Raw genomic sequence first — 26,792 nt, 5'->3', positions numbered from 1 at the left:
GGAGAGAATTTATTATGTCAACAATTATTGATGTTTATGCTCGCGAAGTCCTTGACTCTCGTGGTAACCCAACTGTAGAAGTAGAAGTTTACACAGAAAGCGGCGCTTTCGGACGCGCTATCGTACCAAGTGGTGCATCTACTGGTGAACACGAAGCAGTAGAATTACGTGATGGTGACAAATCTCGTTACCTTGGTAAAGGTGTTGTTAACGCAGTAAACAACGTTAACGAAATTATCGCTCCAGAAATCGTTGGTTTCGACGTAACTGACCAAGCTGGTATCGACCGTGCTATGATCGAATTAGATGGCACTCCAAACAAAGGTAAACTAGGCGCTAACGCTATCCTTGGTGTATCTATGGCAGTAGCTCACGCAGCAGCTGACTTCGTAGGTCTTCCATTATACCGTTACCTTGGTGGATTCAATGCAAAACAATTACCAACTCCAATGATGAACATCATCAACGGTGGTTCTCACGCTGATAACAACGTAGACTTCCAAGAGTTCATGATCTTACCAGTTGGTGCTCCAACATTCAAAGAATCAATCCGTATGGGTGCTGAAGTATTCCATGCACTTAAAGCTGTATTACATGACAAAGGTCTTAACACTGCAGTAGGTGACGAAGGTGGATTCGCTCCAAACCTTGGTTCTAACCGTGAAGCATTAGAAGTAATTATCGAAGCTATCGAAAAAGCTGGTTACAAAGCTGGCGAGAACGTATTCTTAGGAATGGACGTTGCTTCTTCTGAGTTCTACAACAAAGAAACTGGTAAATATGACCTTGCAGGCGAAGGCCGTACTGGCTTAACTTCTGCAGAAATGGTTGATTTCTACGAAGAGCTTTGCAAAGACTTCCCAATCATCTCTATCGAAGATGGTTTAGACGAAAACGACTGGGATGGTCACAAATTATTAACTGAGCGTCTTGGAAGCAAAGTACAATTAGTTGGTGACGACTTATTCGTAACTAACACTCAAAAACTTGCTGAAGGTATCGAAAAAGGTATCTCTAACTCAATCTTAATTAAAGTTAACCAAATCGGTACTTTAACTGAGACTTTCGAAGCTATCGAAATGGCTAAACGTGCTGGTTACACAGCAGTTGTATCTCACCGTTCTGGTGAAACTGAAGATGCTACAATCGCTGACATCGCAGTTGCAACTAACGCTGGCCAAATCAAAACTGGTTCTATGAGCCGTACTGACCGTATTGCTAAGTACAACCAATTATTACGCATCGAAGACGAACTAGGCGAAATCGCTGTTTACGATGGTATCAAATCTTTCTACAATATCAAACGATAATTGTAGAAAATAACGACAGATCGTGAGAAATCACGGTCTGTTTTTTTATGTTAAAATTGTTCATCCGTCATAAGTGACATGAAATGTTTAAAGAAGCGGTTATAATCAAAATCAATTGCGATTTGATGAATCGGCCGATCAATAAATGGTTTAGATTCTTCTAAAGCGCGGAATTCCCCAATGCTTGCCCCTTGTGCATAAGATTCGGTCATGACAACGATAGGTGATTTGTGATACGTAAACATAGAGTTATCAAGTAAAGCGAGTATTGGCATTGTGTCATGGAAGGGGCTACCTTTTAAATGTGGTAGAGCATTTTTATAATAGCCGTAGTAATAATGATCGAATAAAGGTTTGACGAGTGGGGCTTTTCCTTTTGCTTCAATATATTCAGCCATTTCTGGTGTAATGATGGAATATTGGGTGACGTTTAATGGATAGATGTACATGTTAGGTGAGGATTGAAGGACTATATTAGCGGCAACAGGATCACCATAAAAGTTTGCTTCAGAAATAGGGGTAACATTACCCGGGTGTAAAAAGGCACCGCCCATTATGTAGTAAGATTTAATTTGCTTCATTAACTGTTTACATACGATGAATAAAATTGCGAGGGAGGTAAGTCTTCCTAAACTTACAATGATTACTTCATCTTTATACTGTTCAATAAGAGGAATAACTTCGAAAAAATTCTCCATTTCCCCGTTAGTTACATTCCCTTTTGGAATAATTGGCCCGAGCCCTTGTTTCCCATGTACATCGGTAAAAAAAGCAGGTGGGGCACCAGTAAGTGGACGCTCTGACCCACCAAATATCTTAATATTTCTATTCATTGTTTCATTCTTAAGAAAATGAGCATTTTGTACGGCCATCTCTTTTGGAACATTACCGTAATCAGCAACAATGCCGATGATTTCTATTTCATCAATAAAGAATGCTAAGAGGAGAGCCATCGTATCATCAATCCCAGGATCACAAAAAATGAGAACTTTTTTGGGCATATGTTCACCACCTATCTTGTTTATCCCACTTTAATGGGCAGTAAGACCGCCACCTCGAAATACAGCGAATTAGTTCAACTAATAATCAGTGGGGGATAAAGAACCCCAACTGATTAAAGTTTCACTTTATATATATGTAAGCTTAAGGATAAAAAGATTATTTTATTGAAATAACAACCTTTAAAATTCAGAAAATAAAAACTTCTTATATTAGGTCAAGGTTTTTGACTTAATTTTCTTTTAGAAATGTAGTCATATCAAGGTTGTAAGCGTATAACATAGGCGTTTTTTGCTGTCAAGTTGATAAATTGCAGCTTTTTACAATTTATACTATGATAAAGATATTAACAGAAGATCGTATAAACAAGAGGGATGATGAACATGAAATTTACAAAGATTCTTGTCCAAATTGCTGCTCTTTACGTTTTTTATATGGTTGGAACTTGGGTACAAGAAATGTTAAATATTCCGATTCCAGGAAGTTTGATTGGAATGTTCCTCTTACTTGTTTTACTTAGCCTAAAAGTTCTTCCTGTGAAATGGTTCGATTTAGGAGCAGAAACACTCGTTGCTATTATGCCGTTTTTATTAATTCCGCCAACACTTGGCCTAATGAATTACGGTGCTTTTTTTATGAGTAAAGGAATTTCTCTTTTCATTACAATTGTAGCGAGTACATTTTTAATTATTATTGTCGCAGGACATACAGGACAATATCTTGCGAATAGAAAGGAAAGAGAGTCGCGATGAGCCAAATATTGATCGGAATCGGTTGGGTTATTTTTACGGTGCTATTATACCAATTATCTAAAAAAATCTATAAATTATTTCCAACACCATTCACCATTCCAATGCTTGTAGCAACAGGATTAATGGCTTTCTTATTTATTATGCTTGATATACCGTATCAACATTATATGGAAAGTGGTGGCGGCTGGATTGCAAAACTGCTCGGACCCGGTGTTGTAGCATTTGCAATTCCTCTTTATAAACAACGCCACGTTCTTCAAAAATATGTTGTACCAATTGCCGGCGGGGTACTAGTAGGTACAACAGTTGCCATTGCAAGTGACTTTGCTATTGCGTCACTTATGGGAACAGATAAAAGCTTAATTTTATCTTCTTTACCAAAATCAGTGACAATGCCAGTTGCGATGAGTGTTTCAGAGCAAGTTGGTGGTGTACCGTCATTAACAGCAGCCTTCGTTGTTATTGCAGGTATTACTGGAACGATTACCGGCCCGCTTTTATTAAAATGGAGCCGCGTTACAAACTCAGTTGGTAAAGGTATCGGATTTGGATGTGCTTCTCATATTATGGGCGTAATGAGAGCGATGAAAAATAATGAACATGAAGGTGTTATTGGATCGGTAACAATGACATTAACAGCGATTTTAACATGTTTGCTCGGGCCGCTATTTGCAATGATGTTCATGTAATAGAAGAAAAGCGAGAGCAACCTTATAGCTCTCGCTTTTCTATAGAATTTATGCTACAGTTACAATAACTGAATCTTTGTAGGAGGTACGCCAAGTGCATACGTTATTATCCGTTTTACTTATTATTGTATCGATTTTAATGATTGTTATGGTACTTATGCAGTCTAGTAATAGCTCAGGCCTTTCAGGTGCAATTTCAGGCGGTGCAGAGCAATTATTTGGTAAGCAAAAAGCACGTGGAATTGAAGCGGTATTAAACCGTATTACAATTGTTTTAGCTGTATTGTTCTTCGCATTAACAATTGGTGTTACGTACTTAAACTTATAGAATTGAAAGAAGAAGCGTTAGTAAGATGTACTAATGGTTCTTCTTTTTTTGTTTTGTCATTTGAAAGATGTTTCTAATTAGATTATAGAAATATAAATATGGTACACTAGATATAGAAAGAATACGACTAGATTACAGAAGAGAAAGAGGAGAAGTACATGATGAAATTAGCATCTCCGAAACCATTTACATTTGAGGGTGGAGACCGCGCTGTTTTATTACTACATGGATTCACAGGAAACTCAGCTGATGTACGTATGTTAGGGCGTTTCTTAGAAAAGAAAGGCTACACTTGTCATGCCCCAATTTATAAAGGGCACGGTGTACCACCAGAAGAGCTTGTTCATACAGGTCCTGAAGATTGGTGGCAAGACGTAACGGAGGCATATCAGCTTTTAAAAGATAAAGGTTTTGAGAAAATTGCTGTCGTTGGATTGTCACTTGGCGGCGTATTTTCTCTAAAATTAGGTTATACAGTACCGGTTTTAGGTGTAGTCCCAATGTGTGCACCGATGTATATTAAGAGTGAAGAAACGATGTACCAAGGTATATTGGCATATGCCCGCGAATATAAAAAGCGTGAGCAAAAATCACCAGAGCAAATCGAACAAGAAATGTTGGAATTCCAAAAGACACCGATGAATACATTAAAAGCATTACAACAATTAATTGCTGACGTACGTAACAATGTGGACATGATTTATGCCCCAACATTTGTTGTACAAGCGCGTCATGATGAAATGATTAATACAGATAGTGCGAACATTATTTATAACGGTGTAGAATCAACGTTAAAAGACATTAAATGGTATGAAGACTCTACGCATGTCATTACACTTGATAAACAGCGTGACGAGCTACATGAGGATGTATATAACTTCTTGGAGCAACTAGATTGGTAAGATCTAGTTGCCTCTTTTTTTCATAAGGGAATTTTTTATGGAAGCTGTAAAAAAATCATTGGGAGATGATTGAAGTTTCGCTTTATACATCCCCCATCTTTCGGATACACTAAATAATATAAGGGTTTAAAGGAGGTATTTTTGCTTGGAAGAAATCATACAAGAACATATTGATAAGTTGTTATTATTTATGAGAGAAGAAGCGTATAAACCGCTAACGATACAAGAGTTAGAAGAGGCGTTTGGGATTGAAGGTTCTGAGGGCTTTAAAGATTTTGTAAAGGCGCTTGTAACGATGGAAGAGAAGGGACTTGTTATTCGTACTCGTAGCAACCGTTACGGTCTTCCTGAAAAAATGAATTTAGTACGTGGTAAGTTAATTGGACATGCACGTGGCTTTGCATTTGTTGTACCAGACGAGAAGAAAACAGGAGACGACGATCTTTTCATTCCGCCTACAGAATTAAACGGTGCGCTTCATGGTGATACAGTATTAGCCCGCCTTAGTTCTCAATCGAGTGGTTCGCGTCAAGAAGGTTCCATTGTACGCATTTTAGAACGCGGAACGAAAGAACTAGTTGGTACATATACAGAGTCCAAAAACTTTGGATTTGTTATACCTGACAATAAACGCTGGACAAGTGACATTTTCGTATTGAAAAGCGCATCAATGGGCGCTGTAGAAGGTCATAAAGTAGTTGTGAAAATTACGAGCTATCCAGAGAATCGTTTAAGTGCAGAAGGTGAAGTTATTCAAATTCTAGGTCATAAAAATGATCCAGGAGTAGATATTTTATCTGTTATCCATAAACATCATTTGCCTTTAGCGTTCCCTGAAGAAGTGATGGAGCACGCCAACAGTGTACCAGAAACGATTTCAGAAGAAGATTTAAAAGATCGCCGTGACCTGCGTGACCAAATGATCGTAACGATTGACGGTGCAGACGCAAAAGATTTAGATGACGCTGTTACAGTCACGAAGCTCGAGAACGGTAACTATAAACTTGGCGTTCATATTGCGGATGTAAGTCATTACGTCCAAGAAGGCTCTCCAATTGATGTAGAAGCAGCGGAGAGAGCGACGAGTATATATCTTGTTGACCGTGTAATTCCGATGATTCCGCATCGTCTATCGAACGGTATTTGTTCATTAAATCCGAAAGTAGACCGTCTGACATTGTCTTGTGAAATGGAAATCAACAACTTAGGTGACGTCGTAAAGCACGAGATTTTCCAAAGTGTAATTAAAACGACAGAGCGTATGACGTATGCTGACGTAAGAAGCATTTTAGAAGATGAGGACGAAGATTTAATGAAACGCTATGAGCCGCTCGTACCGATGTTTAAAGAGATGGGGCAATTAGCACAAATCCTACGTGAAAAACGTATGCGCCGCGGTGCAATCGACTTTGATTTTAAAGAAGCGAAAGTATTAGTAGATGAAGAAGGAAAACCGACAGACGTTGTTATGCGTTATCGTTCTGTATCAGAGAAGTTAATTGAAGAATTTATGCTTGTCGCGAACGAAACAGTAGCAGAGCATTTCCACTGGATGAACGTACCATTTATGTACCGTGTCCATGAAGATCCGAAAGAAGATAAGTTAGAGCGTTTCTTCGAGTTTGTAACGAACTTCGGATATGCGGTAAAAGGACGTGCAAATGAAGTACACCCTCGTGCGCTACAACAAATTCTTGAAATGGTTCAAGGGCAACCAGAAGAAGTAGTCATTTCGACAGTAATGCTTCGTTCTATGAAGCAAGCACGTTACGATGCAGAAAGCTTAGGACATTTTGGTCTATCAACTGAGTTCTACACGCATTTCACATCACCAATTCGTCGTTATCCAGATACGATTGTTCACAGATTGATTCGTGAATATATCATTAATGGTAAAGTTGATAATGAAACGCAAGCAAAATGGCGTGAAAAATTACCTGAGATTGCAGATCATTCTTCTAATATGGAACGCCGTGCTGTTGAAGCAGAACGTGAAACAGACGAAATGAAAAAAGCAGAGTATATGGTTGATAAGATTGGCGAAGAGTATGATGGTATGATTAGCTCTGTAACAAACTTCGGTTTATTCGTAGAGCTTCCAAATACAATTGAAGGTCTTGTACACGTTAGCTACTTAACGGATGATTACTACCGTTATGATGAGCAGCATTTCGCAATGATTGGAGAACGTACAGGTAACGTATTCCGTATCGGTGACGAAATTACCATTCGTGTTATTAACGTAAACAAGGACGAGCGTGCAATCGACTTTGAAATCGTTGGCATGAAAGGTACGCCTCGTCGTAAGTTCAAAGATCGTCCAGTTGTGATCGAACAGCCAAGAACAGGCAGAAAGAAACGCGGCGGACGTAGCGAACGCAGTAATGAGCGCGGCGGAGAACGTGGCACAGGTAGAAAATTTGACCGTGGTGGAAAAGGTAAAGGAAGAGGATCTGCATCCGCGTCCGCTAGCCAACCAGGGAAAAAAGATGGTAACGGCAAGAAGAAAAAAGCATTCTTCGAAAATGTACCAGGATTCAAGAAGAAAAAGAAAAAGCGTAAGTAAGAAAAGGATGGCTTCGCTTTGATGAAAAGCGAGGCTTTTTCTTTTTTCTTAGTGGCTGGAGAACGAGCCACTTTCGCTTTTTATGGGAATCCAGCTACAGTGGCTAGAATGTTCGGCGGCTTCGCTTCTTCCCGAGAGGCAAAGGGCGCCTCAAGGTCAGAAGCTCCATCCACCTCACATTCTAAGCGAGCCACTTTCGCTTTTTATTAACATTTGTTACAATAGTAAAAATAGAGGAGGGACGTTATATGCCAAAAGGTTCAGGTAAGGTTATTGCACAAAATAAAAAAGCATTTCATGATTATTTCATCGAAGAAACATACGAAGCAGGGCTTGTCCTTCAAGGAACGGAAATTAAGTCGATTCGCGCTGGACGCGTGAACTTGAAAGATGCGTTTGCACGTGTACATAATGGTGAAGTATGGGTTCATAATATGCATATTAGTACGTACGAGCAAGGAAATCGTTTCAACCACGATCCGCTTCGTACGAGAAAGTTACTTCTGCATAAAAAAGAAATTGATAAATTAGCGGGAGCTGCAAAAGAAACAGGATATGCATTAGTTCCACTTAAAATCTATTTGAAAAATGGATTCGCGAAAATGGCACTTGGTTTAGCAAAAGGTAAGAAACAATATGATAAGCGTCACGATTTAAAAGAGAAAGAAGCAAAACGTGAAATTGCACGCGCGTTCCGTGATCGTCAAAAGATGTAATACAGATATTTACATTTGTAAAACGGCGCGCGTATGTTATAATAACTTATGTAAGATTGTTGCACATTGAAAAACAGCTCTTAGTAGCTATCACGAAATTTTCTTCGTATGCTCCATTTTTATCATGGGGACGTTACGGATTCGACAGGGATAGTTCGAGCTTAGGTTGCGAGTCGAGGGGATCGGCCTCGTTAAAACGTCAAAGCCTATAATTGGCAAACAAAACAATCTTTCTTTAGCTGCTTAATTGCACTAAAGGTTCCTCCCTCCATCGTCCATGTGGTAGGGTAAGGGACTCAAACTAAGTGGACTACGCCGGAGTTCGCCGTCTGAGGACAAAGGAAGAGAACAACCAGACTAGCAACTTGGAAGCCTGTCGATAGGCCGAAGAGTTCGCGAAATGCTAATATATCGACTACACTCGTAGAAGCTTAAGTGCCGATATTTTTGGACGTGGGTTCGACTCCCACCGTCTCCACCAATACATAACGGTGGATTTCAATTAAAATCAAAACCCTTGATATTCAAGGGTTTTTCTTTTTGTCTTGTTCATTTAGTTTCAAGTGATTTCAAATAGATGTAGTCAATTACGTAGTCAAAAAATACATGATACGTAGTCGGAAATCAATTACTTATTTAAATAAGTTTCAAATTTTTGAATCGCTTCAGCTTTTGCCTTCTCACTAACATGGGCATAAATATCCATCGTTGTTTTTACATCTGAGTGCCCCAAGCGATCTTGAACCTCTTTTATACTTACTCCTGCTTCGAAGAGTAGGGAACAATGTGTATGGCGTAATCCATGTGTAGTGACTTTCTTTAATATATACTTCTCTTGGATTTGTAAAATCCATTGTCTCGTTTTAGTAGGCTGCAAGTATTCATTGCTAGTGTTACTGAAAATTAATTGATCTGGATTATTCGTATTAAATCCTAAGATTAAATAATCCTTTTGCTGCTTTTTTCTCCAAGTATCTAATATACTTAATGTTTCCTCATCGATTTTGATTGTACGAGAAGTTCCAGTTTTTGTTGATTTAATGTAGAGTTTGTTATCCTTGCCTCTAGCAATTGCTTTTGTAATAGAAAGTTCTTGGTTATCAAAATCAATGTCTTTCCATGTAAGAGCTAGTGCTTCTCCTTTACGCATACCTGTATAGGAGAGAAGTCGAAAGAAGGTAAAAGCCTTATAATTATCTTCTTTTTCCAAGCGGGATAGAAATTCAATCAATTCATCTTTAGTGTAAAAATTTTCGAATTTTTGTTGGGCGTTTTGAACACGTTTCTTAGGCAGTTCTATCAAAGTAAAAGGGTTAGACTTGGTATAATTACGTTTAATCGCAAAATCCACTATTTTAGATGCGTAAGCTTTTATCATCTTAAAATTCTTCAATTTATCTGCCCATTCATTTACTGCACGTTGGCATAATTCTACGTTTAATTTATCAATTTTATATTCTCCTAGAGTAGGTAAAATATGATTCTTAAAGATGCGAATTGTTTTAATAAATGTACTTTCTTCTACTGTTTTTTCATATTGTACAACCCAAAGATTATATGTATCGTTGTAAGTTTCAGCGATAATTTTATTAAATGTCCCTTGATCAACTTCTAGTTTTAAGCGAGCAAATTCTAATTTTGCCTCCTTTAGAGTTTTAAAGCCTCTTCTAGTTGTTCGTTGTTGTTTTCCAGTGAGTGGATTAGTGCCAATATAAAGCTGGAATTGATAGCGTTTTTCTCCATTTTTAATTGTATAGCTTTCTATGTTAGAACTTTTACTTTTTGCCATAGTAGATTCCTCCTTAATCAGTAATAGAAAAGGATAGAATATATCCTCATAGTTATAATATGTAATTCAACTAGGGGATTATCCTATCCAGTTAATTAGTAGCTATAAGTCTCTAGAAAAGTATCGAGCTCCTTCTTTGATACACGTTTGATGCCATCTATTTCACAAATTTTAAGCCCCATAGTCCGAAATTTAGAAAATGTATTATAAGAAACACCCGCATATTTAGCCGCTTCTGAAATACTCATCCATTCTTTATGAAGGTGTATAGAAGAATCATATAAAGTTGTAATAATTAATGTTTTTAATTGCTGTTCTAGTGTGTTAGTCAATAATTCCATCATAGTAACCTCCATATTTTTGAATGCCAATACCGATATAACCAAACTTATTTTCTCCATGTTTACGAAATCGCTTATGGTTCAAACGAATATCAAGTTTTAATTGTTCATGTAAAAGTTTTATTGATTCAGGAGTTAATCCTTTTTCATTGCAGTATTCATAATAAGCATCCTCTATGTCAGTACGGAATGTTTTGAGTTTAGCGTTATACTGACAACAATCTTTAATGAAATTTTCGATTGAATTAGATTGTTCCGCATATTTTTGTGCAAGTTCTTCAATGGCTGAACATGATGTGAAGTCATAATTGTTAGCTTCCCATCGTTTTAAGCCTTCCATTGCCCATTGAACAATATAGCTAGATTCATCAATCAACTTATCGAACAGATGAATGTCTTGTTGTTCTTTAGGGATGGGGTTAGTAAAAGGAAAAATAACTAATCGATTACTAAAAGCATTAGCTTTATCTAACCCTTTAATTATAGGTAAATGATTACCTGCAAATAGAAGAGCAGCGGTATTTTTAAATTTAATTGGTTTCTCATATAAAGGTTTAGCAAGCAAACTATCCCCACCAGAGAGTTTTTTAAATACGTCTAGACGATTTAACTTAAATTCACCTAACTCACCACATGTATTTAATTTTTTACCGATTAATTCAGCTAAGAAAACAGGGGTATTGAGCTGGTCAAAACTCAGGTTAGTATATGAATCGTCCCCTATAAGTGTTTCAAGCAATTTTAATACAATAGATTTTCCAGTATCCTTTACACCTACTAAAAAGGGAATACATTTTACACTTCTAATATCTGATAATACATAGCCAAATAATTCTTGTAGACGATCATATAATTCTGGATCGCCTCCTGTGATATCTGATAAGAACTGTTCAAAGTGTTCACCTGAATTGTCATAAAGATTTTCATCTGGATAATCTGCTTGTATAATATTTACTAAGAAATAATCTGGACTGTGAGCAAGTAATCTATCTAAGTAGATATCATAGATGCCATTTTGAAAGGCAATATATCGATTTTCACTATCGATATATTGATCTACATTTAAATTATCGTTGGTCTTTAACCATTGCAGAATTTCACCAATACTTTTTTGATTAATTCTTCGTTTGTATGGAGTAGGTGTTTGTAAACGAATAAATTTATCTGCTGTATCACCGATTAAAGGAATATAATGATTTTTAGATTCTGACCAATAATGTAAGATATTATTTAATATTATTAAATGATTTTCTTTGATCAATAATTCTGCTAAATCGTTATCACTGATATTTTTGGGATATGATGATTGGTTTTCTTCTTTGCTTATTTTTATAGATAATTCATGTGAATGTTTATTTTTTTGTTGAGCAGAAATTGATGCTTGATTGTTGGTATTATCAAGTAATATCTCATCAGGGTGAAAATCATCGTCATCAGAAGTAAATAAATTTAATGTGTTTTTCTGTTTGATAGAGTTTGAAGCGAATACTTCATTCGGATCAAAATCATTGTCATTAGAAGTAAATAAGTTTAATGTATTTTTCTGTTTGATAGAGTTTAAAGTGAATACTTCATTCGGATCAAAATCATCATCAGAAGTATAATTATTCATATCTAAAAACATACTTTCAGTATCTATATATTTTTTTTGTTTTTTATATTTCATAATGATATCTCCTTATTTTTCTTCTGTGTGCTCAGCGTATAATGAGTCTTGGATTATTTGACGTTGATCATCAGGAAGTGTGCTAAGAAATAAATGTTTAAAATAATCTGTAAGGGGTTTATTTTCAGCACTTATGCTTTTCTTTCCCCTTTGAGAATAAGGAGTATTAAAAACATAAAATAATATACTGTATGGAACAAACTCACAAAAAATGACGATAAAGTCTTCAGTACATTCAGGTAATATTTCTACTTGATCTCCGCTGTGTAAATAGACCTCAGGGAAATCTATTTCTTCTAAATCTAGAAATATACTAATCGGAGATGATTCCTTAATTGGTTTGTTATTAATATAGCCTTGTACTAATGAATTTCCATCAACTTTTTTATGAATCAATAAAGTATCGAGAACAATTTCTTCTTTTAAACCTAAAAAAATAGATTTGTCATGATTATGTGAAATGATAAAAACTGATTGTCCTTTTTTTAATTTTTTTTGAAATTTGTTTACTATTTTTTCAATAGAATTTTTCATTATGGTAATAACTCCCTTTATCATTATTTTGGAACTAGGTATAGTTTATAAAAGATTTTTGTTTTTTTTGGATAGATTAATCCAGATTAAAAAGAGTGAAAAAAGGAACAAACCCTATTGACAATTCTAAAATGACTTTAATTAAGGTGAGTGTTAGTACCTAGGGCATAAGAATTAAATTGAAAGAAAGTAGGAGAGTTATTGAACAAGTTGAACAGTGAAGCACAACACTTAAACAAATTAAAGGAACTCGAACAAAAATATTCAGATGCGAAACTTGAATATTTACAAGAACAACAAGAAATCATGAGTAGGATTCGAGAGAACAAAAATAACTTGGAATGGATCATAGTTAATGAAGAATTTATTTGTTTAATAAATTCGGATATTGAATATTTTTTTCAATGGATAAAAGAAAACTTTAATGAAGATGAGGATCTTCTAGAAGAAATAAAAATGGCGTTTTTAAATGATGTGAAAATGTCAGTTTTGATGGATGAGGCTATAGAAATAGGCAAAGTTTTAGGGAATAAAAAAAACAATGATCAGTTTAGAGAGTTCTTTGAAACACTGAACAGCATAGTAGCTACTGAAAAATCAAATATGCATGAAATTCAACTTGATAATATAGAGACAAATCTTTATTTAAAAACCATAAAACCTTTTATAATATTTGTACTAATTTATTCAAAAAAGAATAGTAAGAGCTTGATTAAAAGGTTTAATGGTTTTAAGTTAATAAATTCGAAGTTAGCTAAAATTGGAGAAAATAGAATATATTCAAATTCTAGAAATGATTTAAATTTATTTTTAGAATGGCTGATAGAAAGCAAAGATGTAGATAAAGCTTTATGCATGAAATTTTTTGATACATATACGGATTACATTGATATACATTATTTAGCTAAAGAGATTTATATTGAAGAATTAAATGGAATTGATAAAAAAATAAAAGATCAATTAAAAATATTAACAAAAATTAAATCACCTTTAATGAAAAATTTATTAATGAATTCTTGTTACAATGTCGATTTTCTCGTACGTCCAGAAGTATTAGAAACATATATATCAATATTTGATGAATGTAAGGTTTCTTTGAAAAAGTCTATTATTAATACAGAAAAGTCTAATAAAAAAGAAAAAGAATTAACAATGTACATCAAATTAAAAGAGTATAAAAAAATATTTGATTCGTTAGGTTATAATGAAAAATATTTAGAGTTGGTTGATGATTTAATAATAGACTTGAATTTAATAGAAGAAGATGAAGAAGATTTGGATATAGATCCATATGAGAAAGAAGTTTTCTTAGAAAAAATATTCGGTGTAAAAGGTTCATATTCGATAAACCATTTCGGAGCTGCCTATAGAATGATTTATAATGAAAAGAATCGTAAATCAAAAAAATAAAATCAGAAGTAGTTGTTTAGCTCACTTCTGATTTTGGGATATAAGAATAATCTTTTATTCATTAATATCGTGTACATGTACTAATGTAGTAAATTATTTTTGCTTCTTTAAAATTTCAGTCAGTACAGTTATAACAACTGAGATAATAATTTTTCTATCCATTGGATTCGCTCCTTCCATTTTAATCGACTAAGCCCTTTTCTTTTAGTAAAAAATATTCTGTGGGACATACAATAATATGATCTAGCAAAGTAATGCCTAGAATGTGACAGGCTTTTTCTAAGCGTTATGTAACCTATACATTTTCAGAACTAGGTTTAGTAATACCATAAGGATGATTATGGGCAACAATAATAAAAGTAGCATTACCAAGCATAGCTGGTTTCAGCATTTCTCATGGATGAACGATACTTGTATTTAAGCTGCCAATGTGAGCGGCTTAAATACAAGTGAGTGGGTTCTTAACATCTAAGCATAGAACAATGAATGTTCACGACCTATGTCACCTAGAAAATCAATGATTAACTGATAAGCATCTTGTGAAGAACGAATATGACGTTCTTTATATAAGGTGCTTTTTCAAATACTAATTTAACTTGAACAATATTAATACGTTTTGCTAATATTTGTGTTGTCATAGTGATATAACTCCTTATAAGGTTAATGTGAATATCTGATATTCGTATCTATAATATGTAATTAAAGATGTTGATAATACTCTGTAAGAAAGGTGGGAAGGGTGGGGGTTTATATATTTTATTACTCGATCCTTTTACTATTTTTTTAATAAAACATATATAATTAAATAAACTTAATGAGAAAGTATGGAGGAATGATTATGAGTGTGGACTTAGAAAGTTCGAAAAGTTTTATTTCATTAGTTAAAGAAATAGATGAAGAATATAAAACTGATAAACAACGTGATAGAGGAACAAGATTTGAGTTGTTATCACGTGTATATTTTGAAAATGAGCCTATGTATAAACGTTTATTTGATAGCATTTGGATGCTTCATGACGTACCAGAAGAATATAATATTCCTAAAAATGATACAGGTGTCGATTTAGTAGCAAGAGAAAGAGAAACCGGTAATTTAGTTGCTATTCAAGCGAAATATTATTCGGAAGATACAAAAATACAGAAGCAGCATATTGATTCATTTTTAAATGAAGTTGGGAAAACGTATTATTCTCGAGGAATTATTATTACAACAACTGATAATTGGGGAAATAATGCGGAAGCTGCATTATTAGAAAGAGATAAAGAAATCACTCGAATCTCATTATCACAATTGAAAGAAAGTACTATTGATTGGTCAGAGTTTAAATTTTCTGCTCCTGAAGTAGTAAAAATACAATCTAAAAAAATACCAAGATCACATCAAATTCCTGCAATTGAAGCAGTTGTCAAAGGATTTGAAACAGCTGAACGAGGAAAATTAATTATGGCTCCAGGTACTGGGAAAACTTATACATCTATGGCTATTGCAGAAGAATTAGCTAAGAAAAAAGAAGGGGTATTTAGAGTTCTATATTTAGTACCGAGTATTCAACTACTTTCACAAACACTACGAGGATGGACTGCTGATATAAACTATCAAATGGATGCCATTGCTGTATGTTCTGATAGAAAAGTAACTAAGCAAGAAACTAAAGGGGAATTTGAGGATATTACAGTAGCGGATATCGGTTTTCCAGCAACTACAAGCACAGAAAAACTCTTGGAGTATCAAGAACGTATTGAAAGCAATGCATCTAAAGGTAATTTCCTGACAGTATTCTCAACATATCAATCAATTGATGTGATTATTGATGCACAGAAGAATGGATTTTATGAATTTGATTTAGTTGTGTGTGATGAAGCACATCGTACTACAGGAGCTACTGAAATAGGAAAAGAAGATAGTAGTTTTACTAAGGTTCACTATGATGAAAATATTAAAACAACAAAACGCTTATATCAAACCGCCACACCTCGTGTATATGGGGATACGGCAAAACAAAAAGCTGAAGAATTGTCCGTATTAATTGCAGATATGGATAATGTAGATCTTTATGGTGAAGAATTTTATCGTATTGGTTTTGGTGATGCTATTCGTCAAGGTATCCTAACAGATTATAAAGTGATGGTTCTGGCAGTGGATGAAGAAATGATTGCTCGTCGTTTCCAAAATATGCTTGCAAATAAAAATTCAGAACTAGAATTTGATGATATTACAAAAATTATTGGTTGTTGGAATGGTTTAGTACGTCGAAGTAGTAACTCAGACGAAGCTTTAGGAGCAGCGATGAAACGTGCTATCGCCTTTACAGGGACTATTCGTGAGTCAAAATTAATTACAGACATGTTTACTCACGTCGTCGACCACTACTTGTATCAAGATATTGACGAAGTAGAACATCAATATGAAATTGAGATTGATCATGCCGATGGTTCCATGAATGCTTTAGAAAAGAATAAGAAAATTTCATGGTTAAAAGATGAAGTACCTGACCAAACATGTCGTATTTTATCGAACGCTCGTTTTTTAACTGAAGGTGTCGATGTTCCAGATCTAGACGCAATTATGTTCTTAAAGCCTAGGAAATCAAAAATTGATATTGCCCAAGCAGTAGGACGAGTTATGCGTAAATCGTCAGGGAAAGATTATGGATATGTTATTTTACCAATTGGTGTACCTTCTGGAAAAGATGAAAATACAGTACTCGATAACAATGAGAAATATCGTGTTGTATGGGAAGTTCTAAATGCACTGCGTTCTTTAGATGAACGTTTTGATGCGACAATAAATAAATTAGAATTGAATAAGAAGAAACCTGATCAAATTCAAATTGTTGGTGTAGGTGATGCTCCAGAAGGAGGAGAACTAACTCAGAGAGATGAACAGTTATCTATGATGTTAACAGAAGAGGATATGTCTGATTTAGAACGTGCAATTTATGGGAAGATTGTTCGTAAAGTCGGGAACGTACGTTATTGGGAAGACTGGTCAAAAGACGTAGCAGAAATTGCTCAACAGCATATGTTACGTATTCGAGTAATGCTGGAAGATACAGATAGTGAAGTGTATAAAGAGTTCCAAAAGTTTATTAAAAGCTTACGATATAATATTAATGATTCGATAAGTGAAACTCAAGCAATTGAAATGTTAGCACAGCACTTAATTACAAAACCAGTTTTTGAAGCATTATTTGACTCATATAGCTTTGTGCATAATAATCCAGTCTCTAAATCGATGGATACGATTTTATCCATACTAGATGAACAGGGGCTAATGAAGGAACAAGAAAAATTAGAATCTTTTTATGAGAGCGTTCGTGTACGTGCTGAAGGTGTAGATAATTTAAAGGCGAAGCAAGACATTATTATTCAACTATATGATAAATTCTTTAAAGTAGGATTTAAAGAAACGACAGAGCGATTGGGAATCGTATTTACACCTGTAGAGGTTGTAGACTTTATCATTCATTCAGTAGATGATGTATTGAAAAAACATTTTGGAAAATCATTAGCAAGTGAAGGTGTACATTTATTAGATCCATTCACAGGTACTGGTACATTTGTTACTCGCTTATTACAAAGTGGGTTAATTCCTAAAGAGGATTTATTACGGAAGTATACGCAAGAAATTCATGCCAATGAAATCGTATTGCTAAGTTACTATATCGCAGCCATCAATATTGAAGAAACATTCCATAGTTTATATGGTGGGGAATATATGCCGTTTGAAGGAATTGTCTTAACAGATACATTTGAAAGTACAGAGAATAAAAATTCATTTATAGATGAGTTATTTGATGAAAATAATACCCGTTTAAAACGACAACAAGAGGAACCTATTTTCGCTATTATTGGAAATCCTCCTTATTCAGCAAAACAACAAAGTGCCAATGATAATAATCAGAATGAAAAGTACCCTATTCTTGATAAAAATATTTTAGATTCTTATGTGAAGTATTCTGATGCAGTAAATAGTAACTCGATTTACGATTCTTACATTCGGGCTATAAGATGGAGTACAGATAGGTTAAAAACGCAAGGAGTAATTGCATTTGTAACAAATGGAAGCTTTATAGATGGTATTGCAGCAGATGGATTGAGAAAAAGTCTATATGCTGAATTTAACCACATTTATATATTTAACTTAAGGGGAAATCAACGAACTCAAGGAGAAGAGTCTCGTAAAGAAGGCGGAAAAATCTTTGGAAGTGGGTCACGGACGCCTGTAGCAATTACCCTATTAGTAAAAGATCCTTCTCAAAAAGAGTGTGTAATACATTATAAAGATATTGGAGACTATCTAAGCAGAGAAGAAAAATTAAAGATTATTGAGGATAAAAAAAGTTTTGGTTTATTAGAGAGTGAAATGGAAAGAATTACGCCAGATAAACATGGAAATTGGATTAATCATCAAAACGAAGAATTTGAACAATTTCTTCCACTTAATGAAGGGGAACATGAAATTTTTAAAACACGTTTAATTGGTATAGGGACAAGTCGAGATGCATGGCTAACAAATTATTCGAATGAGAATCTCAAAACTAATGTGCAGAGATTGATTAATAACTATAAGTTTGAGATGGAAAGATACCAAAAAGAATTTAAAACAGGGATGAATCTTAATGACTTTGTGAATAATAATCCTCAATTTATAAACTGGTCAAGAGGTTTAAAAAGATATCTAGCAAATGGTCAAGAAATTAATTATAACAGTGAATTAATTTCTCAAATATATTACAGACCTTTTACTAAACGCTATTTATATAATGATAACTTCCTTGTTGAATATCCTAGTAAGTGGGGTAAAGTGCATTCTAAGCAAGAAGGTTGGAAAAACTATGCTTTAATTACTTCTGGAAATGGTGGAACAAAAGACTTTTCTGTAATGATAACAGAGATGTTAACAGATCAAAATTGTTTAGATGCTATGCCTAAGGTGTACCCACTATACCTGTATGAAAAAATGGACAATACAGGATTATTTGAAAGTGATGTAGAGTATGATAGAAAAGATAATATTTCTGATGAAGTTTTAGCTATATATAAAGAGGCATATTCACAAGAGGTAACTAAAGAAGACATTTTCTATTATGTATATGGTATTCTTCATTCTAAAGAGTACCGAGAACGGTTTAATAATGATTTAAAGAAGGATATTCCTAGAATTCCATTAGTAAAAGACTTCTTTGGTTTCTGTGAAGCTGGAAAAGAGTTAGCGAATTTACATTTGAATTATGAAAATTTAGAACCATACTCATTGAATTTTAATATTAAAGATGAATCACAAGGAATTTCATATGAAGTTCAAAAAATGAAGTTTGGCAAAGGAAAAGACAAAAAAACAGACAAATCGAAAATTATCTATAATAATCAAATTACTATAGAAAATATTCCTATAAAATCACATGAATATATTGTTAATGGAAGGTCGCCAATAGAGTGGGTTATTGATCAATATCAGTATAAGATAGATAAGCCTAGTGCTATAGAAAATAATCCAAATAATTATTCAGAAAGCCCTCAATATATATTAGATTTAATAGGAAGCGTTGTTACTATGTCTTTAAAAACTTTAGAAATAATTGAGAATCTTCCTGCGTTAGATATTAAATAAAGTATGTTTTAGTTTTAAATGTATTCAAAAAGGTAGTCAAAAAAATTGATTATCTCTACAAGAGTTAATATAACAGTATTTTTGGAGGGTGGGTTCGACTCCCACCGTCTCCACCAATACATATTTGGTGGTTTTTTATTTTGTATGATATGAACCATAATTTTGCCAGTTTGGTGAGGTTATGGTTCTTTTTGTTTTGTGCTTTTATAAAATACTTAAGTTGATAGGGATGAGGCAGTACCCCTGAAACAGAAAATAAAGAAATGGTTATGGATGATAAGCAGGTAGATACTATAGCTGCTCGTAAACGCCTGATTGGTGAGTTTCTATTAATAAAATCACTTTATTCAAATGTTAACATATTTTGTCTTTTTATCCATACCTATTGTAAGATTATATAGAGTTCTCCTAATAAGCTGTTATAATGACTTTTTTTAGGAGTTTAATACCTATAAATCTTAAATTATTTTTTGGGAATAATTTTTTATCTAACCAAGTTATATTGAAGTAGAGGTGAACCATCGGTGAGGCAGGTGTTAGTAATTAAGAATGAACGGTCTTTAGCGAAGAAAATCGTAAGTGGTTTAAAGCAAGAAGGCTGTTTTATTTTAAAACTTCACAATGAAAACGAAGGTTTAAATATAGTATATGAACAAGATTGGGATATTATCATATTAGATTGGGATTCATTAAGCATGTCCGGACCAGAAATTTGCAGGCAAATACGACTTGTTAAAATGACACCGATCATTATTGTGACCGACAATATTTCTAGCAAGGATTGCGTAGCAGGGTTACAAGCAGGAGCGGATGATTATATAAGAAAACCATTTGCGAAAGAAGAATTAGTAGCAAGAGTTCAAGCTATTTTAAGGCGAAGTGATTATACTCAGCAAAATGAGCCGAATTTTGTTCAGTTTAAAGATCTCCTTGTTGATGTATCTAGCAATATTGTGAAAAAAGGCGGTAAAAATCTCTCGCTTACGAAACGCGAGTACGACTTACTTGTATTTTTAATCAAGAATAAAAACACAATATTGAGCCGTGAAATGCTTTTGAATCAGGTTTGGGGATATAACGTAGTAGTAAATCCAAATGTAGTAGACTTATATATTGGATATGTAAGAAAAAAGTTAAAGTGTGAGAAGAAAGACAGATATATTCAAACGATACATGGCAGAGGCTATTCAATGATTGAATGATAAAATAGTTTATGTGAAATATGAAAAATTAGCTATTAATGGTCATTTTTTTTACAGTAGAAATCACAGTTTATAAGGTGCTAATCTACTGGTTAGTACGTGTGGGGGATGAATTTGTTGCGCATTAGTTGAGATTATATTTAAGTTATGTTTAATTTTATTAACTCACACCATTCACAAGATTTTCACAGAATTAATGACTATACTTATTTACAGGATATTCAAATGAAAATGATTATCAATATTGATTTAGGTGAATAGTAGTTACTATCTAATTCAATCTTTGGAAGTCATCATTTTCGAAATAAATTACATAATAAGGAGTATACGTATGAAAAAAACTATGCTTTTAAAATTAGTAAGTATTCTAGCAGTTTTCACTTTAATGTTAGTAGCCTGCTCAGATTCAGGTAAAGAAACTTCGAAGGCTACTAAAGATAATAGTAGTGATAAGCCAAAAACAGTAGAAATCACTGATGCGCATGGAAAAGTTACAGTTCCTGTAAATCCAAAGAATGTAGTTGCTTTAGATAATAGAACGTTTGAAACTTTAGCTGATTGGGGAATTAAATTAGCGGCTGCTCCAAAGGATGTCATGCCTGCTGATTCAGCATATAAAAAGGATGAAAAAGTTCAAAATATCGGGAATCACCGTGAACCAAATCTTGAAATTATCGCAGCTGCAAACCCTGACCTTGTAATCGTTGGTCAAAGATTTGCTAGCCATTACGAAGAAATCAAAAAATTAGTACCAAATGCAGCAGTTATTGATCTTAATGTTGATGTTTCTGAGAAGGCTACTAAGCCTGGAGAAAACTTAGTAAAAGGACTTAAAGATTCTACAGTTACTTTAGGAAAAATCTTTGATAAAGATAAAGAAGCTAAAAAATTAGTAGCTGATTTTGATAAATCTATTGAAAATGCAAAATCTGCTTATAACGGAAAAGATAAAGTTATGAGTGTTATCGTTACTGGCGGTAATATTGGTTTTGCTGCTCCACATTCTGGTCGTGTTTGGGGACCAATGTATGAAATTTTCGGTTGGACTCCAGCATTAGAAGTTTCTAATTCTACTGCAGGTCATAAAGGTGACGACGTTTCTGTTGAAGCTATTGCACAAACAAATCCTGATTGGCTGTTCGTATTAGATCGTGATGCTGCAACATCTGATGCAGCTAAGTCAGCTCCTGCTCAGGATGTTATTTCTAAATCACCAGCTCTTCAAAACACAACTGCTGTTTCTAAAAAACAAGTTATTTATGCACCAGCAGATACTTACACAAATGAATCAATTCAGACTTATATAGAGTTATTTGGAAATATCGCAAAAACTTTAGCTAAGTAGTGTAAAGGGGTACGAAGCAGTGTCAAAAAATATAATTTCTAGGGTTGAGAATATTTCTCAACCCCAGTTTTATAATCACAATAAATTATGGACAAAATCTTTTATAATAGCGATTATAGTTGTTCTAATTTTAGGGATTATATCACTGTTTACTGGCGTTTATGATATACGTGGACAAGAGGACGGAATGGAGATGTTTTTCATCACTCGTGTTCCGAGAACAGTTGCATTAATGCTTACTGGAGCTGCAATGGCGATGGCAGGGCTTGTCATGCAACTTATTACACAAAATCGATTTGTTGAACCTACTACAACGGGGACTATTGAATGGTCAGGCTTAGGCCTGCTTTTTGTGTATTTACTATTCCCTGCCCCAACTTTAGTTCAAAGAATGACTGGTGCAATCATTTTTTCTTTTATAGGAACTATGATTTTCTTTCTATTTTTAAGAAGAGTTAAGCTTCGTTCGTCTTTAATTGTCCCGATTATTGGATTAATGCTTGGAGCAGTTATTTCTGCAGTGTCTACTTTTTTGGGACTCCTTTTTCAAATGACGCAAAGTATTGAAACTTGGTTTGTAGGTTCATTTGCTAACATTCAGGTCGGAAGATACGAATATTTATGGCTGATTGTTATCGTTACTTTGCTTATTTTTATGTATGCGAATAGATTGACTTTAGCTGGACTAGGAGAAGATGTCGCAACAAGCCTTGGCGTTAATTACAACCGAATTGTTCTTTTTGGAACAGCCCTTATTTCTTTTGCCGTTGGGATTGTTGCAGCTGTTATTGGAAACTTACCTTTCTTAGGGTTAATTGTTCCAAATATTGTTTCCATGTTTAGAGGTGATGATCTTAGAAGTAATTTACCTTGGGTGTGTCTGATCGGAATGGGGACAATAACTGCCTGTGATATCATTTCTCGAACAATTATAAAGCCTTTTGAATTACCTGTTTCTTTAATACTGGCATCAGTGGGAGCAGTCGTGTTTATTACTATTTTATTGAGAAAAAGAAAACCAAGGAGGCCACGATGATCACATTAGATTATAGAAATAAAGAAAATGTCGAAGTCGATTCTAGCCTTCATAATGAAAGTAGATCAGCTAGCGCTTTTCGTTCTAAGAAGGAAGCAAGACGTTATTGGATTGTACTGATAACATTGATTGCTTTAGGCCTCCTTTCTTCATATGGACTGTTAGTGTATAACAATCCAGTTCCGATAGATTCACCTTCTTTTATCCCAGTTGTTAAGAGAAGGATTGTAGCTATTGTTGCAATGATTATTGCAGCTGTTTGCCATAGCTTGTCGACAGTTGCTTTCCAATCCATTACGAATAATAAGATTATTACGCCTTCGCTTTTAGGTTTCGAATCACTTTATTCAGCAATTCACACGAGTACAATATTCTTCTTTGGTGCTAGTGCATTGATCAATTTTACTGGGATTGGTCCATTTTTATTTCAAATTTTTGTTATGGTCCTCATGAGTTTGATACTTTATGGATGGCTACTTTCCGGTAAATACGGAAATTTACAACTTATGCTTTTAGTCGGGATTATTATTGGTGCTGGACTAAATTCTATGTCAACTTTCATGAGAAAGTTACTTGCGCCTTCAGAGTTTGATCTTTTACAAGCAAAATTATTTGGTTCTGTTAATCATGCAGATCCTGCATATTTTCCTATTGTCATTCCGATGATTATAATTGTAGCAGTATTAATTTTTGCTCATTCTAAGAATTTAAATGTGTTATCACTAGGAAAGGATGTTGCTACTTCCTTTGGAGTTAAATATCAACCTAGTGTAATTTATACGCTTGTATTAGTAGCTATTTTAATGTCTATTTCAACAGCTTTAATTGGGCCACTTACTTTCTATGGGTTTTTAGTAGCAACTTTGAGTTATCAGGCGGCGGCAACTTATGATCATAGATATATTTTCCCAATGGCTTTTGCAATCGGATTTTTAATAATGACGAGCGCATACTTTTTAATGTATCATGTATTAAATGCTCAAGGTGTAGTTTCAGTTATTATTGAATTATTTGGTGGAATTATATTCTTAACTATAGTTTTAAGGAAGAGGGCTTTATGATAAAAATCGATAATGTTAAAAAGTTCTATACTGATAAGGTAAAAATAGGACCTTTGGATATTGAAATACCAAAAGCGGGCTTTACTTCTTTAATTGGACCAAATGGTGCTGGAAAGTCTACGACACTTTTGATGATAGGAAGACTTTTAGATATGGATGAAGGTCAAATCCAAGTAGCAAATATGGATGTTTCTGAATCCAAATCAAAAGACTTAGCAAAAGTTTTGACTATATTGCGACAAGAAAATCATTTTGTAACGAGGCTTACTGTTAGACAATTAGTTGGATTTGGACGCTTTCCTTATTCAAAGGGAAGATTAACGAAAGAGGATGAAGTTATTATTTCTAAATATATCGACTTCCTAGATTTAACGAATTTAGAGAATAGATATTTAGATGAGCTTTCTGGTGGTCAAAGACAAAGGGCATATGTAGCGATGGTATTGTGCCAAGAGACTGAATATGTACTTTTGGACGAACCTTTGAACAACCTTGATGTTGCTCGTTCTGTTCAAATGATGGAGCATTTGAGACGTGCAGCTAATGAATTTGGAAGAACAATTTTGACTGTTATGCATGACATAAATTTTGCAGCAAAATACTCTGACAAAATTTGTGCTATGAAAGATGGACAAATTGCTGCTTTTGGAACAGTAGAAGAAGTTATGGACCCAACGCTTTTGACAGATATTTTTGAAACAAAAATAGAGATTATTGATGGTCCTTATGGGCCGATCGCTGTTTATTAGTTATAAAATGTATACTGTAGCTGCTGTCTATATTTTGTAGGTAGCAGCTTTTTTGCGATTGCATTTATAAAAAAGTTATTTTACATAAGGTGAATGTGATTCTCTCGTTTTTAAAATGTCGTAATCAAAAGGGAGGAGTAACATTATGCTTACAGTGCGATTTTAGATGTGGTGATATACTGTTTATGAGTGTTTGTTGTGTCGTTTTTTGTCGGTAAGTCGATATATTATGAAAATCGCTGATATAAATTGAGTTGCGCTGATATATTTCGAAAATCGCCGATATAATTGGAGTTGCGCTGATATATTTGAAAAATCGCTGATATATTTTGGAGGGGATAAAGATGATTGTGAAAGAACGGAAAATGCCCGTACATTTGCTCCAATTAGAAGCTTTACTTAGAAGATTGCCTGCTCATCATCCAAAAAGGAACGTGGTGGCTGAAAATTTAGCGAAATTTATGGCTGGCTATAAAGGAGAGCAGGCAATTGAATATCCGCTTAGTTTTCTATCTGAAACAAAATATAGCATTTTACATGACATTAGATTGTTTGATCAGAAACATTATTTCCAAATTGATGCCCTCATAATTTCCTCATGTTTTCTTCTTTTTCTTGAAATAAAAAATATCATTGGTACGTTAATTTTTGATGCAAAGTTTAATCAACTCATTCGAATCGTAGATGGTGCTTCAGAAGAGGGTTTTCCAGATCCGCTTTTACAAGTGAAACGGCAAGAGATGCAGCTGAGAAAATGGCTGAGTTTGCATGGTTTATATAATATTCCGATTGAATCTCTCATTGTAATTAGTTCTCCTCGTACAATTATTAAAACTTCAGATGAAATGCTTCCTAATAAAATTATCCACGGTGCAAATTTACCTAATAGAATCAAACAAATGGAAAATCAATATAAAGAAGATATAATTGGTAATGTAGATGGACTTATAAATCAGATTATGAATGAGCACATTCCGCAACGACAAAATATTTTGGCACAATATAAATTAAAAAAAGAGGAATTACTAAAGGGCGTGCAGTGTGAGGAATGTTTTACAATGGCAATGTTAAAAGAAAAACAGGGCTGGCGTTGCTCAAACTGTAATAGTACGTCTAAAAATGCTCATTTACGTGCTTTACAAGACTACACACTTCTGTTTGGAACAATAACTACCAATAGCAAATTGAGGGACTTTCTTAATATGCAATCTAGTTCTGCGGTTAAAAGACTCCTCAAAACAATGAACATCCCACACACCGGCACCAACAAAGGGCGAAAATATGATTTAACCCACCTCCAATTATAATTTTGCTATAATAAATATGTACTTATACGAAGGGGAGTTTAATGAGAAAATGAAATCATTTAATATTGATCATTTTATCGCGAGTGTTTTACAGTGGATATTAAATATAGCGTTAATTATATTATCCATTGTCTTATCTATTTTTTTAATTAACGAGACGATTACTTTTATTCAATACATATTTTCAACAAAGGAATATACGTCGTATAAATTGGTTGAAAGTATTATCGTCTATTTCTTATACTTCGAGTTCATCGCATTGATTATTAAGTATTTTAAGTCGAACTACCATTTTCCGTTACGTTATTTTATTTATATTGGAATCACGGCGTTAATTCGATTGATTATTGTGTCTCATGAGGAACCGATGGAGACGTTATTATACGCAGGAGCAATTCTTATTTTAGTTATCGCTTTATACATATCTAATATGAGGGATTTGAGAAAAGAGTAGTCTATATTTAGGGGTTTTTGCT

General features: G+C 34.1%; 21 protein-coding genes, 1 other RNA gene and 1 pseudogene. 17 read left to right on the top strand and 6 right to left on the bottom strand.

The features are described from left to right. Positions 1-14 precede the first annotated feature (14 nt). Positions 15-1,310 carry a phosphopyruvate hydratase gene (gene eno, locus PDQ68_RS20180; RefSeq protein WP_000103957.1) on the top strand — a complete coding sequence of 432 codons (1,296 nt, stop codon included), beginning with the start codon at positions 15-17 and terminating at the stop codon, positions 1,308-1,310. Between the two features lie 50 nt (positions 1,311-1,360). On the opposite strand, the gene PDQ68_RS20175 is transcribed toward eno, so the two are convergent. Beyond that, positions 1,361-2,311 (bottom strand): nucleoside hydrolase, encoded by a 951-nt coding sequence (locus PDQ68_RS20175; protein ID WP_061183374.1) that lies wholly within the window; start codon positions 2,309-2,311, stop codon positions 1,361-1,363. 381 nt (positions 2,312-2,692) lie between these two features. On the opposite strand from PDQ68_RS20175, the gene PDQ68_RS20170 reads away from it, so the two are divergent. The 7 genes from PDQ68_RS20170 to ssrA all read left to right on the top strand — a co-directional run bounded on the left by PDQ68_RS20170 (position 2,693) and on the right by ssrA (position 8,743). After that, entirely contained in the window at positions 2,693-3,061 is a 369-nt protein-coding gene (locus PDQ68_RS20170; protein ID WP_000673220.1) for a CidA/LrgA family holin-like protein, read from the top strand. After that, complete coding sequence (locus tag PDQ68_RS20165) at positions 3,058-3,750, top strand: LrgB family protein (RefSeq protein ID WP_000078293.1); 693 nt, start codon at positions 3,058-3,060, stop codon at positions 3,748-3,750. Before PDQ68_RS20170 ends, PDQ68_RS20165 begins: the two co-directional genes overlap by 4 nt. A gap of 94 nt (positions 3,751-3,844) precedes the next feature. Continuing rightward, positions 3,845-4,078, top strand: a complete 234-nt coding sequence (secG, locus tag PDQ68_RS20160) for a preprotein translocase subunit SecG (protein ID WP_000557262.1) — start codon at positions 3,845-3,847, stop codon at positions 4,076-4,078. Between the two features lie 161 nt (positions 4,079-4,239). Beyond that, complete coding sequence (gene estA / locus PDQ68_RS20155) at positions 4,240-4,980, top strand: carboxylesterase (protein WP_000761976.1); 741 nt, start codon at positions 4,240-4,242, stop codon at positions 4,978-4,980. Positions 4,981-5,125: 145 nt separating this feature from the next. Then, the gene (rnr, locus tag PDQ68_RS20150; protein ID WP_061183373.1) at positions 5,126-7,546 is read left to right on the top strand and encodes a ribonuclease R; all 2,421 of its coding nucleotides are present in this window, start codon (positions 5,126-5,128) and stop codon (positions 7,544-7,546) included. A 248-nt stretch (positions 7,547-7,794) separates the two neighbouring features. Continuing rightward, positions 7,795-8,262 (top strand): SsrA-binding protein, encoded by a 468-nt coding sequence (gene smpB, locus PDQ68_RS20145; RefSeq protein WP_001123901.1) that lies wholly within the window; start codon positions 7,795-7,797, stop codon positions 8,260-8,262. 126 nt (positions 8,263-8,388) lie between these two features. Next, positions 8,389-8,743, top strand: a transfer-messenger RNA (tmRNA) gene (gene ssrA, locus PDQ68_RS20140). A gap of 147 nt (positions 8,744-8,890) precedes the next feature. Here ssrA and PDQ68_RS20135 read toward each other — a convergent pair. The 4 genes from PDQ68_RS20135 to PDQ68_RS20120 all read right to left on the bottom strand — a co-directional run bounded on the left by PDQ68_RS20135 (position 8,891) and on the right by PDQ68_RS20120 (position 12,592). Further along, positions 8,891-10,051, bottom strand: a complete 1,161-nt coding sequence (locus PDQ68_RS20135; protein WP_270786924.1) for a tyrosine-type recombinase/integrase — start codon at positions 10,049-10,051, stop codon at positions 8,891-8,893. Positions 10,052-10,146: 95 nt separating this feature from the next. Next, positions 10,147-10,395: a helix-turn-helix domain-containing protein gene (locus PDQ68_RS20130; RefSeq protein ID WP_270786923.1), complete on the bottom strand. Its 249-nt coding sequence runs from the start codon at positions 10,393-10,395 to the stop codon at positions 10,147-10,149. Next, positions 10,376-12,058 (bottom strand): DNA primase family protein, encoded by a 1,683-nt coding sequence (locus tag PDQ68_RS20125; protein WP_086385569.1) that lies wholly within the window; start codon positions 12,056-12,058, stop codon positions 10,376-10,378. Before PDQ68_RS20125 ends, PDQ68_RS20130 begins: the two co-directional genes overlap by 20 nt. A gap of 12 nt (positions 12,059-12,070) precedes the next feature. Next, positions 12,071-12,592, bottom strand: a complete 522-nt coding sequence (locus tag PDQ68_RS20120) for a hypothetical protein (RefSeq protein WP_086385568.1) — start codon at positions 12,590-12,592, stop codon at positions 12,071-12,073. A 201-nt stretch (positions 12,593-12,793) separates the two neighbouring features. On the opposite strand from PDQ68_RS20120, the gene PDQ68_RS20115 reads away from it, so the two are divergent. After that, positions 12,794-14,002 (top strand): hypothetical protein, encoded by a 1,209-nt coding sequence (locus PDQ68_RS20115; protein ID WP_270786922.1) that lies wholly within the window; start codon positions 12,794-12,796, stop codon positions 14,000-14,002. Positions 14,003-14,183: 181 nt separating this feature from the next. On the opposite strand, the pseudogene PDQ68_RS20110 reads toward PDQ68_RS20115, so the two are convergent. Next, positions 14,184-14,378, bottom strand: a pseudogene (locus PDQ68_RS20110) (JAB domain-containing protein). A gap of 462 nt (positions 14,379-14,840) precedes the next feature. On the opposite strand from PDQ68_RS20110, the gene PDQ68_RS20105 reads away from it, so the two are divergent. The 8 genes from PDQ68_RS20105 to psiE all read left to right on the top strand — a co-directional run bounded on the left by PDQ68_RS20105 (position 14,841) and on the right by psiE (position 26,770). Further along, positions 14,841-19,616: a DEAD/DEAH box helicase gene (locus tag PDQ68_RS20105; RefSeq protein WP_333724089.1), complete on the top strand. Its 4,776-nt coding sequence runs from the start codon at positions 14,841-14,843 to the stop codon at positions 19,614-19,616. Positions 19,617-20,140: 524 nt separating this feature from the next. Then, positions 20,141-20,818 (top strand): response regulator transcription factor, encoded by a 678-nt coding sequence (locus PDQ68_RS20100; protein ID WP_061183371.1) that lies wholly within the window; start codon positions 20,141-20,143, stop codon positions 20,816-20,818. Positions 20,819-21,149: 331 nt separating this feature from the next. Beyond that, positions 21,150-22,163, top strand: a complete 1,014-nt coding sequence (locus tag PDQ68_RS20095) for a siderophore ABC transporter substrate-binding protein (RefSeq protein ID WP_061183370.1) — start codon at positions 21,150-21,152, stop codon at positions 22,161-22,163. A 19-nt stretch (positions 22,164-22,182) separates the two neighbouring features. Continuing rightward, on the top strand, positions 22,183-23,199 hold the full coding sequence (locus tag PDQ68_RS20090) for an ABC transporter permease (protein WP_000041834.1): 1,017 nt from the start codon (positions 22,183-22,185) through the stop codon (positions 23,197-23,199). Next, positions 23,196-24,260, top strand: a complete 1,065-nt coding sequence (locus PDQ68_RS20085) for an iron chelate uptake ABC transporter family permease subunit (RefSeq protein WP_061183369.1) — start codon at positions 23,196-23,198, stop codon at positions 24,258-24,260. The genes PDQ68_RS20090 and PDQ68_RS20085 overlap by 4 nt, the downstream gene beginning before the upstream one ends. Further along, complete coding sequence (locus PDQ68_RS20080; RefSeq protein ID WP_000590065.1) at positions 24,257-25,009, top strand: iron ABC transporter ATP-binding protein; 753 nt, start codon at positions 24,257-24,259, stop codon at positions 25,007-25,009. Before PDQ68_RS20085 ends, PDQ68_RS20080 begins: the two co-directional genes overlap by 4 nt. 344 nt (positions 25,010-25,353) lie before the next feature. After that, positions 25,354-26,316, top strand: a complete 963-nt coding sequence (locus PDQ68_RS20075; protein WP_016718883.1) for a nuclease-related domain-containing protein — start codon at positions 25,354-25,356, stop codon at positions 26,314-26,316. A gap of 49 nt (positions 26,317-26,365) precedes the next feature. Then, the gene (gene psiE / locus PDQ68_RS20070; RefSeq protein ID WP_016718882.1) at positions 26,366-26,770 is read left to right on the top strand and encodes a phosphate-starvation-inducible protein PsiE; all 405 of its coding nucleotides are present in this window, start codon (positions 26,366-26,368) and stop codon (positions 26,768-26,770) included. The last annotated feature ends 22 nt before the right edge of the window (positions 26,771-26,792 follow it).

The sequence above is a fragment of the Bacillus cereus group sp. Bc010 genome (assembly GCF_027716745.1).
Classification (GTDB): domain Bacteria; phylum Bacillota; class Bacilli; order Bacillales; family Bacillaceae_G; genus Bacillus_A; species Bacillus_A pacificus.
The sequence above is the reverse complement of the archived record's forward strand: the minus strand, read 5'-3'. Positions and strand labels throughout refer to the sequence as shown.